At 63.6% G+C, this 14,021-nt stretch carries 11 protein-coding genes; 7 read left to right on the top strand and 4 right to left on the bottom strand.

Annotation, left to right across the window (positions count from 1 at the left end; genetic code table 11):
• Positions 1-4: 4 nt before the first annotated feature.
• Complete coding sequence (locus NKH93_RS02615; RefSeq protein WP_352921145.1) at positions 5-1,627, bottom strand: FAD-binding oxidoreductase; 1,623 nt, start codon at positions 1,625-1,627, stop codon at positions 5-7.
• A gap of 118 nt (positions 1,628-1,745) precedes the next feature.
• Between NKH93_RS02615 and NKH93_RS02610 the strand changes: the two genes are divergently transcribed.
• Positions 1,746-2,240: a YegJ family protein gene (locus NKH93_RS02610; RefSeq protein WP_352469768.1), complete on the top strand. Its 495-nt coding sequence runs from the start codon at positions 1,746-1,748 to the stop codon at positions 2,238-2,240.
• 15 nt (positions 2,241-2,255) lie between these two features.
• Here NKH93_RS02610 and NKH93_RS02605 read toward each other — a convergent pair whose 3' ends face one another.
• A complete protein-coding gene (locus NKH93_RS02605; RefSeq protein WP_352921143.1) occupies positions 2,256-3,227 on the bottom strand; it encodes a DUF3137 domain-containing protein in 972 nt (323 codons plus the stop codon).
• A 72-nt stretch (positions 3,228-3,299) separates the two neighbouring features.
• Entirely contained in the window at positions 3,300-4,340 is a 1,041-nt protein-coding gene (locus NKH93_RS02600; protein ID WP_352921141.1) for a CapA family protein, read from the bottom strand.
• Between the two features lie 141 nt (positions 4,341-4,481).
• On the opposite strand from NKH93_RS02600, the gene NKH93_RS02595 reads away from it, so the two are divergent.
• From NKH93_RS02595 to NKH93_RS02570, 6 genes are all read left to right on the top strand, one after another.
• Positions 4,482-5,735 carry a hypothetical protein gene (locus tag NKH93_RS02595; protein ID WP_352968995.1) on the top strand — a complete coding sequence of 418 codons (1,254 nt, stop codon included), beginning with the start codon at positions 4,482-4,484 and terminating at the stop codon, positions 5,733-5,735.
• 114 nt (positions 5,736-5,849) lie between these two features.
• Positions 5,850-9,140, top strand: a complete 3,291-nt coding sequence (uvrB, locus tag NKH93_RS02590) for an excinuclease ABC subunit UvrB (protein WP_352968993.1) — start codon at positions 5,850-5,852, stop codon at positions 9,138-9,140.
• 432 nt (positions 9,141-9,572) lie between these two features.
• A complete protein-coding gene (locus tag NKH93_RS02585; RefSeq protein ID WP_352469763.1) occupies positions 9,573-11,102 on the top strand; it encodes an ABC-F family ATP-binding cassette domain-containing protein in 1,530 nt (509 codons plus the stop codon).
• A gap of 102 nt (positions 11,103-11,204) precedes the next feature.
• Complete coding sequence (locus NKH93_RS02580) at positions 11,205-11,378, top strand: hypothetical protein (protein WP_023719167.1); 174 nt, start codon at positions 11,205-11,207, stop codon at positions 11,376-11,378.
• 127 nt (positions 11,379-11,505) lie between these two features.
• Positions 11,506-11,934 carry a VOC family protein gene (locus tag NKH93_RS02575; protein WP_352921135.1) on the top strand — a complete coding sequence of 143 codons (429 nt, stop codon included), beginning with the start codon at positions 11,506-11,508 and terminating at the stop codon, positions 11,932-11,934.
• A gap of 77 nt (positions 11,935-12,011) precedes the next feature.
• A complete protein-coding gene (locus NKH93_RS02570) occupies positions 12,012-12,365 on the top strand; it encodes a DUF1428 domain-containing protein (RefSeq protein WP_023678403.1) in 354 nt (117 codons plus the stop codon).
• On the opposite strand, the gene NKH93_RS02565 is transcribed toward NKH93_RS02570, so the two are convergent.
• Positions 12,352-14,007, bottom strand: a complete 1,656-nt coding sequence (locus tag NKH93_RS02565; RefSeq protein ID WP_352921133.1) for a tetratricopeptide repeat-containing sulfotransferase family protein — start codon at positions 14,005-14,007, stop codon at positions 12,352-12,354. The two genes, NKH93_RS02570 and NKH93_RS02565, sit on opposite strands and share 14 nt — an antisense overlap.
• Between the last annotated feature and the right edge of the window lie 14 nt (positions 14,008-14,021).

The following is a 14,021-nucleotide window of genomic DNA, read 5'->3' as shown; positions in this document are numbered from 1 at the left end:
CGCTTCAGGCCGCGCCGATCAGTGCCTTGACGGCGCGATAAAAAATCGACGAAAACAGCTCGCCCGGATCGTATTGCAGCTTCTTCGCCAGGAAGGACGGCAGTTCCGGATAGGAGGCAAGCAGCTCCTTGCCTGTGTAGTGGAGCTGGTAGGGCAGGAAAAAACGCCCGCCATGCTTGATCGTCACGTCGATCAGCGCCCTTGTCAGCGCCCGCATCCTGGCATTGCCGTCAGCGTTTGTCGGCTGATTGATGTAGAGCACCAGCGAATAGGCCGGCTCCGGCGCATAATTCAGCGCTACATCCTCCTTGTGGACGATGCGTACCGACGCGTTGAGCACCGGCAGGGTCTGGTTGCGCAGGATCTCGCGCGCTTCCGCGATGAACGGGTTATAGGCCGCCCGCGGGATGAAATACTCGTGCAGGATGTCGGTCTCATCGAGCAGATCGTTGAACAGATAGGGCACTGAATCGTGCATCGGATGGTTGCGCGTGACCAGGCAGGCCTCGCCCTCGCCCATTGCCGTCGTCCGCGCCACCGTGCAGCTCTCGAATTGCGGCTCCAGCGTCTTTTCGGTGAACCATTTCAGCTCCTGGAACAGGCTGCCCCATTTCGCCAGGTTGATGATCACCCGCTTGAGCCCGACCGAACCCGGTTCACCGATTGCCGGCTGGTCGGCCGGCGGCTGGTCGGCGACCTTATCATAGCGGTAGACGATCATATCCTCGAGGAAATTGCCCGGCGCAGTCGACAGATGCCCATAAAACAGACCGATCGCCCTGTTTGGCTCCAGAACCTCGGCGAAGAACGTCGGGAAATCGTCCGATTTGATGATCTCGCGCGAGGTCCGGTAGACGGCGTTGTCGACGATGTCGAGTGTCGCCTCCAGCACCACGCCGAACAGGCCGTAGCCGCCGATGACGTGGCGGAACAGCTCGGTATTTTCGGCCGGTGAGCAGGTCGTCACCGAACCGTCCGCCAGCATCACCCGCATCGATCGGATCGAACCGGCGACCGAGCCGGCCTGGTGGTCCATGCCATGCGCGTTGACCGACAGCGATCCGCCGACCGAAAAGATGTCGGTCGACTGCATCGCCTTCACCGCGAAGCGCGGGTGCAAAAGGTTCTGGATGTCGTGCCAGCGCGCGCCCGGCTGCAAGGTCATCGTCTTTGCAGCCGGGTCGATACTGACCTTGTTGAATTTACGCATGTCGAGGACCAGCGCGTTGTCGTCGAAGGCGTGGCCGCCCATCGAATGGCGCACCGCCGCGACCGAGACCTTCAGGCTATTGGCGCGGGCAAAGGCCAGCGCGCTCGCGATGTGGTCTTCCTTGCTGACTTCGATAACGCCGTAGACCGGTGTCATCGACAGGCCGCTGGCATCGTTGATGTTGCCGCCTTTGGTCAGCCATGGCAGCGCCGGATCGTAGGCTGGCGGGCCCTCCAGCGGCTTCTGCGCCAGGTCGATGCCGTCAATGTCGGCGATGCGCCCGGAATTCTTCTGCCCCGACGGACCGCGCGCCAGCCGCGCCACGGTCGTGCCGCCCCAGAGCATCGCGCCGCCGACCACGGTTGTACCCAGCAGCAGCCGCCGCGACAGGCGAAACCCCTTGCGTTCTTCGACCATAACCCCACCCCACTGGCCCAGGAATAGCGCCTGATGGAGACAAAAACCAGTTGCCAATCAGACGTTCGGCGAACGATGATCCGGTTTGTCTGGCGAAAATGTCGAAAGCAGTCGCATCATGAAGCTTGCAGCCCGTATCGCGCTTGCCCTGTTGCTTGCGTTTGCTCCGGCATCAGCCGACGCGCAGACTCCTGGTCAAGGCGACGACAAGGTCGTCAGCGTAGCTGGCGACGATCCGGAGATGGCGGCCGCTATCGAGCAGGCGCGTGCCAGTCTCGACGACTTCCTGGTATTGGCCGACGCACCGCCATCCGGAACGGCCGACTTCCAATTGAAAGTCGTGGTCAGGGACGGGGACGCCACTGAACATTTCTGGGTCTTTCCCTTCCACCGGACGGCGGCCGGATTTGCAGGAACCTTGGACAACGAGCCGCAGACCGTGCACAACGTCGTGGCAGGCCAGGAGATCGAATTCAGCCGGGACGATATTTCCGACTGGGGCTACATGAAGAACGGCCGCCGGGTGGGAAGTTTCACTGTCTGCGTTCTCTTCAAAAAAATGTCGAAGGAAGACGCCGACTATTATCGCCAGAACTATGGCTTCGATTGCTGACGGCTGAATTCTAGTTCAACCGGCTTCTACATCCTTCACGCCGATCTTGCGGACCAGTGCCGCGGTCGCCAGGATCGTGGCCATGTCGGCGATCATCGGCGCAACATGCTTGGCATAGTCGAGCGGCACAGAGATGTCCGGCAGTTCGAAGAAGTTCTTCGTCTGCGGAAGCAGCAGAAAGCCGTCGCTGCCGTTGAGCGCGACGCGTGCCGGTTCCTTCGGCCATGTTTCGCCAAGCCATTCGAGCGCCTGCGCCAGCCGGCCGGTCACCAGCGGCCGCGCCGCTTCGATGTTGTCGGTGTGGAACTCGTAGGCGGCGTCGAGTTCGGGTACGCCGCATGACAGTTGTTCCGTCTTGCTGCCGAACATGCCTCGGAAGAAACCTACCACCATATTGGCACGGCGCGCCGCCACCAAGATTCCCGGGAACGGCGCAATGGTGTCGAACGCGATAATGACGCCCTTGAACGCCTGAGATGTGGTCTTGCCGTTCCTCTCCAGCAGCGTCACCTCATAGAGCTCGAACGCAAAGCCTTCATACCGACCGGAGACGACGTCCTCGAAATACGAACGGTTGAACACGCCAATCGTCTCGCGCGGCAGCCGATCGAAGGAGTTCGGCGTTACGCCATGCTGATAGCGCACGTCCTGGATGAAGCCGAAGACGATCGGCAGCAAACTGTTGCGGAACGTCTGCTGCAATTTGCGCGCCGGCCTGATCGCGTGGAGATAGAGCAGGATCGCCGCCAGGAACCCGCCGATATAGAGGAACACATGCGGGGTCGAGAACCACTGCTCGTTGGGGTCGGCAACCCCGTTGAAGAGCCAGGCCACCAGCGCCACGAAGACAACCACCGATCCGATGAAAAGTGGCACCCGCCAGTGCGTCCGGCGATAGGCCGAAGCCCTTTGCGCCTCGTAGGCCTCGATGTCCTTCCTGAGGCCGGCGATCACCGCTTCGCTCGGCATGAAATCCGCAGTTTCCATCACCCACCCGCCCCACAAGCCCGCCCGCGTTGGGCATGATAGCCGGTTTGGTGGACCGCGTCAGCGCAGCTGTCAGCGCCCGGCACCGAAGATCGCATCGAGGCGGGCCAGAACCATTTGCCTGGATTTTCCCGCCAGCGTTTCAACCGGCATCAGCCGCTCGTGATCGCCGGCGCGCAGCCGCATGAAGGCATGCAGCCGGTAGGCGGCGATGGCCCCGCGCGTGCCGGGATCGTCGCTGATGTCGACGACGAGAATGGCGCCGATGCGGCCGGGCCATGGCTGGCGCGCGAAGGCGGTGCCGATGAAATCGCCGAGCCCATAGGCGACGAGCGTCTTGCCGATCCGCTCGATCGGCTGCACGACATGGGCATGATGCCCGGCGATCAGGCCGACGCCATGTTCGGCCAGAAGTCGCGCCATTGCCCGCGTCTTCGCACGTGGAAAATGCCGGAATTCCCAATCCCAATGCGGCACCGCGCAGAGGAGGTCGACACCCGAAGCGGCAGCGTGCGGCCATTGCGTCGGATCGGCTTGCATCGAGACTCGGCCCGCCAACTGAGCCTCGTCGGTATTGCGCCACAAGGTAAAGGCGGCAAGGCCTATGGTCAGCGAACCAACCGCAAACCGCTCGACCGGAGCCGCACTGCCGATCGTGCGGATGCCTAATTGCTCCAGCGCGGCGACGGTCTCGTCGAAGCCGGCAATACCCTGGTCGAGCACATGGTTGTTGGCCAGCGACAGCACCAGTTTTTCACGCGAAATGCCGGCGGCGGCCAGCGCCTCGGCAAGGAACCGCTCGCTCATCGCGTGGTGCGTGCCGAGCCTGGTGCCCCAAACAGCGCTCGGCCGCTCCACCACCGGGCTTTCGCAATTGCCGACCACCAGATCGGCCGAGGCAAGCAGTGCCGCGATCGCCGGATCGCAGTCTGGCGCGCGGCGATTGGCCACCGCCGAGATATCGCCGACGAAAGCCAGCCGCACCGTCCGCGCCGGCAGTGGTTCGAGCAGGGCTGCGGCCGCCGGAGCAAAGCCGCGCGCGTCGCCATTGAGCGAAGGCCGGAGAAAACGCGGCAGCCACGACAGTTTGTAGGAAAGCGGATAGTTCGACACGCGACGCCCAATCGTTTGCCTTGTGTAGACCGTCCGCCGGATTGATTGAAGCGTCGACTGTTGTGGGTGAACCGCAGGCCACAGGCGCAGCGAACCAAATGCGTGTATGATCCACTGCGGAGCGACAAAGGGGCGATCACGATGACGCGTTTTTCCAGGCTGGTGGCGTGCGCCATCATTCTTCTCCTGCCGCTGGCTTCACCCAGCGCCGCGGCTCCCGAAGCGGCGGCCCTGTTCGAGGCAAAAATCGTAGCCGAACGCGACAGCGCTCTTGCCGCTCTGGAAGCCGCCGTGCCAGGCGATCCGGCAGCCGCCTACGCCGCCGGCGCCGGCGAATTCTTCACCGCGCTGGAGATCCTGGCCGGCGGCCTGCACCGCCACGGTTTCGACAGCCCGCAATCCTTCATGCTGCCGCTGATGCGGCTGCCGGTGCCGGACAATGCCAATCCCGAGCCGCTGACCTACGAACAATTCCGCGCCATTCTCGTCGCCTTCCGCGACCGGCTGGAGAAATCCGCAGCCACGCTCGGTTCGGTACCCCCCGACGCCGACATCGGCATGGTCATCGACCTCACCCGCCTCGGCATCGACCTCAACGAGGACGGCACGATCGCGCCGGACGAGAGCGCCGCCGCGATCATGGCGTCTCTGTCACGCGGCGGTGGTGCGCCAGACGCGGCCGCACCCGCCCTCACCTTCCGCTTCGACCGCGCCGACGGTTATTGGCTGCAGGGCTATGCCGAGTTCCTGATGGCGCAGGCCGACTTCTGGCTGGCGCATGATTTCAGAAACACGTTCGACGGCTCCTTCCACATGCTGTTCCCGCGCGCAAAACTGCCGCTGCAGGATACGCTCGTGCCGCTAGACGGTGGCACGAATGGCGGCATCCTGACGTCCGAATGGCGACTAGCCGACTTTATCTCCCTGGTGCATCTCATTAACTGGCAAGTGGTCGAGCCTGAGCGCCGGCAAGCGGCACGCCGCCATCTCATGGAAATGATCCGGCTGTCGCGCGAGGACTGGAAAGCCATCCGCGCCGAAACCGACAATGACCGCGAATGGCTGCCCGGGCCGCAGCAGAAAGGCACCAGCCCGCTGACCGGTCTCGAAGTTGGTGAGCAGCAGGTACAGGCCTGGCTCGCCGCCCTTGATATGGCCGAGGATCTTCTGGAAGGCCGCACCTTGCTGCCGCATTTCCGCATCGCCGACAAAGGCATCAACATGAAGCGCTTCTTTGATGAGCCAAAAACCTTCGACCTGGTGCTGTCGATCACCGGCCCGGCCATCGCGCCCTATCTTGAGCGCGGCAAGACTCTCACCAGCGAGGAGTTCAACCAGATCCAGCGCCAGTTCGGCGGCGCCGGGTTTCTGACGTTCGCGCTTTGGTTTAATTGAGCGGCGCACTTCGACGTTGCTCCTGACAGCCTGCTGTCAGCAGCCAAATTGCGCGCGGCACCCTTCACCACTCCGCTCTTTCCATTTTGGCCGATACCTCCCATATTCGGGGCCATGGCCAGACTCTCCGACAAGAAAACGCCGCCGCCGGCGAATGACGAGCGCGCTTCGCCGCCCAAGCGGCGCAGTCCGCTGACCGATTTCCTCGATGCGTCGGAGCCCCTGTACAAGGGCGGCTTTGCCGAGGCGCCGCAGGCCGAGTTCACCGGCGCGCCGCTGACCGGCTCGATCGCCGACTGGGCCGAACAGATCGAGCAGGAAGCCGAGAAGGAAGGGCGTCAAATCTCCCCCCTCGAGGGGGAGATGTCGCCGAAGGCGACAGAGGGGGTCGGCAAAGGAAGCGCTCGGCGTCAAGGGTCGCCGAGCACTGCCGCACCGACCCCACCCGGCGGCTCCGCCGCCACCCTCCCCTCGAGGGGGAGGGAAGGCGCCAAGTCTGCCAAGAAAATCCCGGAGCGCTCCTCTTCTCCCGGCCGTACGGCACGCGGCACCTCGATGGGCGGCGCGGCTTCGGCGCGGGAGCGCACTGCGGCCGGTCTCAACCCTGTCGCTGGCCTCGATGTCTCCCTGGAAGAGGCCGAGACCATGGCCTCGGGCGGCGTCACCGCGACCGTCGCGGCGCTGTCGGCGCTGATCGAATCCGGCAATCCGCTGCACAAGGACGGCGTGCTGTGGACGCCGCACCGCCCTGCCCGGCCTGAGAAATCCGAAGGTGGCATCGCCATCAGGATGGTCTCGGATTTCGAGCCGGCCGGCGACCAGCCGACGGCGATCAAGGATCTCGTCGAAGGCGTCGACCGCAACGACCGCACCCAGGTGCTGCTCGGCGTCACCGGCTCGGGCAAGACCTTCACCATGGCCAAGGTGATCGAGGAGACGCAGCGCCCCGCTCTGATCCTGGCGCCCAACAAGACGTTGGCCGCGCAGCTCTACTCCGAGTTCAAGAAATTCTTCCCGGAAAACGCCGTCGAGTATTTCGTCAGTTACTACGACTATTACCAGCCGGAGGCCTATGTGCCACGGACCGACACCTACATCGAGAAGGAATCCTCGATCAACGAGCAGATCGACCGCATGCGCCATTCGGCGACGCGTTCGCTGCTTGAGCGCGACGACGTCATCATCGTCGCCTCGGTGTCCTGCATCTACGGTATCGGCTCGGTCGAGACCTACACGGCGATGACCTTCCAGATGCAGATCGGCGACCGGCTCGACCAGCGCGCGCTGCTCGCCGACCTCGTCGCCCAGCAATACAAGCGCCAGGATATCAATTTCGTCCGCGGTTCGTTCCGGGTGCGCGGCGACACGATCGAGATCTTCCCGGCCCACCTTGAGGATCGCGCCTGGCGCATCTCGCTGTTCGGCGACGAGATCGAGGCGATCACCGAGTTCGATCCGCTGACCGGCCAGAAGACCGGCGAGCTGAAGAGCGTCAAGATCTACGCCAATTCGCACTATGTGACGCCGCGGCCGACCTTGAATCAAGCCATCAAGTCGATCAAGGAAGAACTGAAGTATCGCCTGCAAGAGCTTGAAAAGGCTGGCCGCCTGCTTGAGGCGCAGCGGCTTGAGCAGCGCACCCGCTTCGACCTGGAGATGCTGGAGGCGACCGGGTCCTGCGCCGGCATCGAGAACTATTCGCGCTATCTGACCGGCCGCCAGCCGGGCGATCCGCCTCCAACCTTGTTCGAATACATACCCGACAATGCGCTGGTCTTCGTCGACGAAAGTCACGTCACCATACCGCAGATCGGCGGCATGTATCGCGGCGACTTTCGTCGCAAGGCGACGCTGGCCGAGTATGGTTTCCGCCTGCCGTCCTGCATGGACAACCGGCCGCTGCGCTTCGAGGAATGGGACGCCATGCGCCCGCTCTCCGTCGCGGTTTCGGCGACGCCCGGCGCCTGGGAGATGGAGCAGTCCGGCGGCGTCTTCGCCGAGCAGGTCATCCGCCCGACCGGCCTCATCGACCCGCCGGTCGAAGTACGCCCGGCCAAGACGCAGGTCGACGACGTCGTCGGCGAAATCCGCGAAACCACGAAGGCCGGCTACCGCACGCTGGTGACCGTGCTGACCAAGCGCATGGCCGAGGATTTGACCGAATATCTGCATGAGCAAGGCATACGCGTGCGCTATATGCACTCCGACATCGACACGCTGGAGCGCGTCGAGATCCTGCGCGACCTGCGCCTCGGCGCCTTCGACGTGCTCGTCGGCATCAACCTGTTGCGCGAAGGCCTCGACATTCCCGAATGCGGTTTCGTCGCCATTCTCGATGCCGACAAGGAAGGTTTCCTGCGCTCCGAGACATCGCTGATCCAGACGATCGGCCGCGCCGCCAGAAACGTCGACGGCAAGGTCATCCTCTATGCCGACCAGATCACCGGCTCGATGGAGCGGGCAATGGCCGAGACCAACCGCCGTCGCGAAAAGCAGATGGAGTGGAACGCGGCCAACGGCATCACCCCGGAATCGGTCAAGTCGCGCATTTCGGACATCCTGGACTCGGTCTACGAAAAAGATCATGTCCGCGCCGATATCTCGCAGTTCACCGACAGCGCCGGCGCGATGATGGGCAACAATCTGAAAGCGCATCTCGACGCCCTGGACAAGCAGATGCGCGATGCCGCCGCCAATCTCGATTTCGAGAAGGCAGCCCGTATCCGCGACGAGATCAAGCGGCTGCGCGAGATGGAGCTGTCCATCTCCGACGATCCGCTGGCCAAATATGCCGACATGGAAAGCCCGGTCTCGGGCCGCGAAAAGGGCAAGCACAACAAGGGCGTGGCCAAACACCGTACATCGGAGGAACAGGAGCGTTTCCGCAAGCTCGACGAGGCACGTTCGGCCGAAGAGGCGGCCCGGCCCAACCTCTTCCGCAAGCCGGCACTCGACGAGATGGGCGCCGACGGCGCCGTGCCGGTGAAGAAGCCGCTGTTTTCGAAGCCCTCGCTCGACGCCATGGGGCCGGGCACGGATATGCCGACCCCGGCCGGCGCAGTGTCGCGTTCGCTGTTCAAGAAGCAGTCGGCCGAAGAGGCGCACGGCTCCGACTTCGGCATCCCGGGCGAACCGACCAAGCCGCTATTCAAGAAGAACTCGCTCGACGAGATGACCGTGCGGCGGACGGAAAAGCCGGTCGAAGGAAAGGTGCCAGCGAAACCACAGCCGATCTCCCCCGGTGTGGGGGAGATGCGCGGCAGGGCAGAGGGGGGCGCAAAGGAACGCAACGATTCCGCCAAACCCATTGTCCGCCAGCGCAGTGGTATCGGCTCCTACGAAGACCCGGCCGACGCCCGCCGTGAAAAGCGCCGCCCCGGCAAGACGGGGCGCCCGGGACGCTAGCGAGCTTCCCTTCTCCCCTTGGGGGAGAAGGTGGATCGGCGCGCAGCGCCGAGACGGTTGAGGGGTGCTGGACGGATCGCCGTCGGTGCCAAGCTGGAGCACCCCTCATCCGACCGCTTCGCGGCCACCTTCTCCCACAAGTGGAGAAGGGGGAGCCTAGCCACTTGCCATCGGCCCTAGCCTTGGTGTAGCCAGTTTCTACAACTCGAACGTCTTGAAAGGAGGGCTGCGTGTTATTTTCTCACCACCGTCAGCGCGGCCCTGTCTTTGCCCTGCGAGCTAGCTTGCAGGGCTGACCAGGGACGGTCCGGGTTTTTCCCCGCTTCGATTTTTTGGTCTGCCCTTCGTGGTGCGCAATGCCGAGCCTAATGGCTGGCACGTGCACCGTCAAAGTGCATTGAGCCGGGCTCCGGCAAGACCAGAGAAATCAAAATGGCCCTGATCAGCCTCAAATCCCTCGGCGTCACCCTGAATGCGCCGCTGTTTTCCAACCTCGACCTCACCATCGGCACCGGCGACCGGCTCGGCATCGTCGCCGCCAATGGGCGCGGCAAATCCACTTTGCTGAAGTGCCTGACCGGCGAGATGGAGCCGACATCAGGCGACATCACCCGTACGCGCGGCCTGCGCGTCGGCTATGTCGAGCAAGTCGTCCCGGCAGCGCTGGCCGGGCGCAGCTTCCAGCAGGTGGTCGCTGATGCCTTGCCGGCCGGACAGGTCGAAAGCGAACAATGGCGCGTCGATGTGGTTCTTGACTCGCTTGACGTGCCAGAACCGATGCGCGGGCGGCCAATGCAGGCGCTGAGCGGCGGCTGGCAAAGGCTGGCGTTGATCGCCCGCGTCTGGGTCACCGATCCCGACGTCCTGCTTCTCGACGAGCCGACCAACCATCTCGACCTCGGCAAGATCAGCCAGCTCGAGACCTGGCTGAACGCGCTGCCGCGCGAGGTGCCGGTGGTGATCGCCAGCCATGACAGGGCGTTCCTCGATGCCACGACCAACCGCACGCTGTTCCTGCGTCCCGAACAATCACCGGTGTTTTCGCTGCCCTATTCGCGGGCGAGGCTTGCGCTGGACGAGGTCGACGCCTCGACCGAACGCAAGTTCCAGCGCGACATGAAAGTGGCGCAGCAGCTGCGCCGGCAAGCGGCCAAGCTCAACAATATCGGCATCAATTCCGGCAGCGACCTTTTGACGGTCAAGACCAAGCAGCTCAACCAGCGGGCAGAGCGCCTGGAAGAAGCGGCAGCGCCGGCACACCGCGAAAAGTCGGCGGGCGCGATCAAGCTTGCCAACCGCGGCAGCCATGCCAAGGTGCTGATCACGCTCGACGAGTTGGTGGTCGGAACACCTGACGGCACGGTTCTGTTCAGCACCGGCAAGCGCCACATCTGCCAAGGCGACCGCATCGTCCTGCTCGGCCGTAACGGCGTCGGCAAATCACGGCTGATCGGCCTGATCCGGAACGCCATCGTCGAGCCGGAAACGGCGGCGCAAAGCCTGAAGGTGACACCGTCGACCGTGCTCGGTCATAGCGACCAGGCGCTGTCCGGCATCGACGGCGATGACACGCCGCTGGCGATGCTCTCGCGCAAATTCGACGTCGGCGAGCAGCGCGCCCGCTCGCTGCTCGCGGGCGCCGGCGTCAGCATCGACATGCAGGAGCGAAGGATCGGCGTGCTGTCCGGTGGGCAAAAGGCGCGGCTGATGATGCTGGCGCTGAGGCTCGCCAATCCCAACTTCTATTTGCTCGACGAGCCGACCAACCACCTCGATATTGATGGCCAGGAGGCGCTGGAAGCGGAATTGCTGGAACATCAGGCGAGCTGCCTGCTTGCCTCGCACGACCGCTCCTTCATCCGCGCGGTTGGCAACCGCTTCTGGCTGATCGAGAAACGGCGGCTGACCGAGGTCGACGACCCGGAAGCTTTCTTCCGGGAGGTAGCCGAAGCCGGCGGTTAAAAAATTGCGGAAAAAATCCGGCGCTCTGTCGGATGATGATCGCATGCCACGTCCTTGGGTTGCCGACACGGTGATGCCGGCGCCAATCGAGGAGAAAGCATCATGTCCATTCTGTCATCCATAGGTCACGCCGTAACGCGTTACTCGGCGGCTCGCGCCCGTTATCGCAGCGAACGCGCCATCCTGTCATTGCCGATCGAGCTGCGCAAAGATATTGGCTGGCCGGAAATCGTCGTCGACGCGCAAAACAGCCCGCGGATTCGCATCGAAGGTTGAAGGTGGCAGTTGGCCGTCGCGGCAGGCGCCATTTCAAATCCAAAAAACCATCGGCCGTGTAGGATCGTCGCCGTTCCGTTCGTCCTGTGGTTCGCAAAGGCAAACCAGACGCAAAGAGGAGCATGACATGAATGACCAGCCGCAGACCCAGCCCGCCGCCAAAGTGCGTGGCGGATTGACGCCCTACCTTCAGCTTGACGGCGCTTTCAAAGCCGCAGAATTTTACCAAAAGGCCTTCGGTGCCGAGCAGGTCTTTGCCTATCCGCCGGACGAACAGGGCCGTACCATGCATATCCATCTCCACATCAACGGTTCGACCCTGATGCTTTCCGACTTCTATCCCGAGCATGGAATGGCCGCTGTGAAGCCGCAGGGCTACACCATGCAGCTCCATCTCGGCAGCGACGACATCGACGCCTGGTGGCAGCGGGCCATCGAGGCGGGCTGCGAGGAAGTCGTGCCGTTGCAAGTGATGTTCTGGGGTGATCGCTGGGGCAATATGCGTGATCCGTTCGGCGTCGAATGGGCAATGAACGCACCGGTGAAAGCAGCTTAGCATTCCACACAGGCTGTGTCTGAAATCACCTCTCCCGCTCCAGAGGGAGAGGAAAACGATCGCATGGAGGAAATCAGATGTCCTATGTCGACGGTTTCGTACTTGCCGTACCGAAGGCAAAGCTCGATGCTTACAAGAAGCTGGCGGAAACCGGCGGCGCCGTCTGGAAGGAGCACGGTGCTCTTGCCTACGTCGAATGCGTCGGCGACGACGTCCCTTATGGCGAGCTCACCTCGTTCCCGCGCGCCGTACAGGCCAAGGACGACGAGGTCGTCATCTTCTCATGGGTGGTCTACGAATCGCGCCAGAGCCGCGACGCGGTGATGGCCAAGGTGATGGCCGACCCGCGCCTCAAGTCGGACTGGGAGACCATGCCATTCGACGGCAAGCGCATGATCTTTGGCGGTTTTCAGCCCTTCATCGAGCTGTAGGCGCCCCTCGATCAAGTTTGTCGTGCAGCGGCTTCAGCCGGTCGCCATAGCGCTTCCACAGGTCGACCGAGCCCTGATACATCGGCTGGCGCACTTGCGCAGCCGACGCCGTTCGCACCGGCCGGTCGGTCTCGTGGAACGACAGCACGGCGTCGTCCCACGGCAGGCCGAGATGGGCGATCAGCGCCCGCGACCGGCCTTCCTGGTCGGCGACGAAATCCTCGTAGCGAACGTCGTGCACGACATCAGGCAGCACGGCATGCCAGTGCGCCATGATGTCGGTGTACAGATTGTGGAAATCGGCGAGCTCGTCGAGATCGTAGCCGTAGCGATGGCTGTCGCCGCGGAAGTGCACCTTGTAGATCGACAGGCAGGTCGCCGCCGCATCGCGCGCGCAATGGATGATCTTGGCCCGCGGCAGCATCATGTGGATGAAACCGACCAACAGGAAATTGCCGGGCATCTTGTCGGTGACGTGTCGAGAACCCGGATAGCGGGCGTGCAGCATGTCGAGATAGGCCTGGCCGGCCTCGGCATAGGCCTTGTCGGGCATGTCGGCGATGCCCCAGGGAAAGCCGCCCTTCATGCTGAGCGGAAACTGCTTGCCGACCGCCGTCTTCAATATGCTGAGCTCGCCGGCGCCATAGACCTGCGGATGGCTGGCGATGATCTGCTCGACCAGCGTGGTGCCGGAACGCGGCATGCCGACGACGAAGATCGGCGTGTCCTCGGCTATCTCGCTCGGCTTGTGCCTTTCAAAAAAGGCCTTGTCGAACACCGCCTTCATCGCCTCGAACTCGCCGCGCGTCTTGCCGGCGTCGTAGTCGATGCCCTGGCGGCGGATCGCGTTGCCTTCGGCGAAATAGTCGAAGGCGCGGCCATACTCCCTGAGGTCGTCATTGGCCTTGCCGAGACCGAAGGAAAGCTGCATGCGCGCCAGGCTGCCTTGCGGCGCCTTGGCGTGCTCCGCCTCCATGCGGGCAAGCTCGGCGTCGCGCTCCTTTTGGCGCTTGACCTGGGTAAGCATCAGCCAGGCCCTCGCCATGCCGGGGTCCACAGCCAGCGCCTGCCTGAAAAGATCCGCAGCCTCGTCGAGATTGCCCTTTTCCATCAGCCCGACACCCAGGCCGTGCAAAAGATCGGCATCCTTCGGCCGGATCGTCAGCGCCTCGCGAAAAACAGCCAGTGCCTCATCCAGCCGGCCCGCTTCCTGCAGCGTTTCGGCAAGCCCGACGCGGGCGCGGACATGGAACGGGTTGCGGCCGATCGTGCCGCGATAAATATCCTCGGCGCCTTCGAATTGGCCGAGCTGCTTCAGCGACGAGCCGAGATTGTCACGCGCCGCCAGCTGGTCCGGCCGAATCGCCACCACCTTGCGGAAGAGATCGGCGGCGGCCGCGACCCGGCCGAGGTCGCGCAGCACGGTGCCGAGATTGTTGAGGAAATCCGGATTGTTCGGTTGCAGACGCACCGATTGTTCGATCAGCGCCAGCCCCTCGGCGCTGCGCCCGGTCTGGTGCAGCAGAAGCCCGAGGAAATGCGCAGCAGCCGGGTGGTTGGCCTTTTGCGCCAGCACCTGTCGGTAAAGCGCCTCGGCTTCCTGCCGGCGCCCGGCCTGGTGCAGCTGCAGCGCCTGCTGCACGTGCTGGTCGAGCC

It is taken from the genome of Mesorhizobium sp. M0954, assembly GCF_040319155.1.
Lineage (GTDB): Bacteria > Pseudomonadota > Alphaproteobacteria > Rhizobiales > Rhizobiaceae > Mesorhizobium.
This window is presented reverse-complemented; position numbering and strand designations above follow the sequence as displayed.

What these genes read in the sequence shown, in the direction of transcription:
- NKH93_RS02595 (WP_352968995.1), top strand. Translation starts at nt 4,482, where the DNA reads ATGACGCGTTTTTCCAGGCTGGTGGCGTGCGCCATCATTCTTCTCCTG.
- NKH93_RS02575 (WP_352921135.1), top strand. Translation starts at nt 11,506, where the DNA reads ATGAATGACCAGCCGCAGACCCAGCCCGCCGCCAAAGTGCGTGGCGGA.
- NKH93_RS02570 (WP_023678403.1), top strand. Translation starts at nt 12,012, where the DNA reads ATGTCCTATGTCGACGGTTTCGTACTTGCCGTACCGAAGGCAAAGCTC.
- NKH93_RS02605 (WP_352921143.1), bottom strand. Translation starts at nt 3,227, where the DNA reads ATGGAAACTGCGGATTTCATGCCGAGCGAAGCGGTGATCGCCGGCCTC.
- NKH93_RS02585 (WP_352469763.1), top strand. Translation starts at nt 9,573, where the DNA reads ATGGCCCTGATCAGCCTCAAATCCCTCGGCGTCACCCTGAATGCGCCG.
- uvrB (WP_352968993.1), top strand. Translation starts at nt 5,850, where the DNA reads ATGGCCAGACTCTCCGACAAGAAAACGCCGCCGCCGGCGAATGACGAG.
- NKH93_RS02580 (WP_023719167.1), top strand. Translation starts at nt 11,205, where the DNA reads ATGTCCATTCTGTCATCCATAGGTCACGCCGTAACGCGTTACTCGGCG.
- NKH93_RS02610 (WP_352469768.1), top strand. Translation starts at nt 1,746, where the DNA reads ATGAAGCTTGCAGCCCGTATCGCGCTTGCCCTGTTGCTTGCGTTTGCT.
- NKH93_RS02615 (WP_352921145.1), bottom strand. Translation starts at nt 1,627, where the DNA reads ATGGTCGAAGAACGCAAGGGGTTTCGCCTGTCGCGGCGGCTGCTGCTG.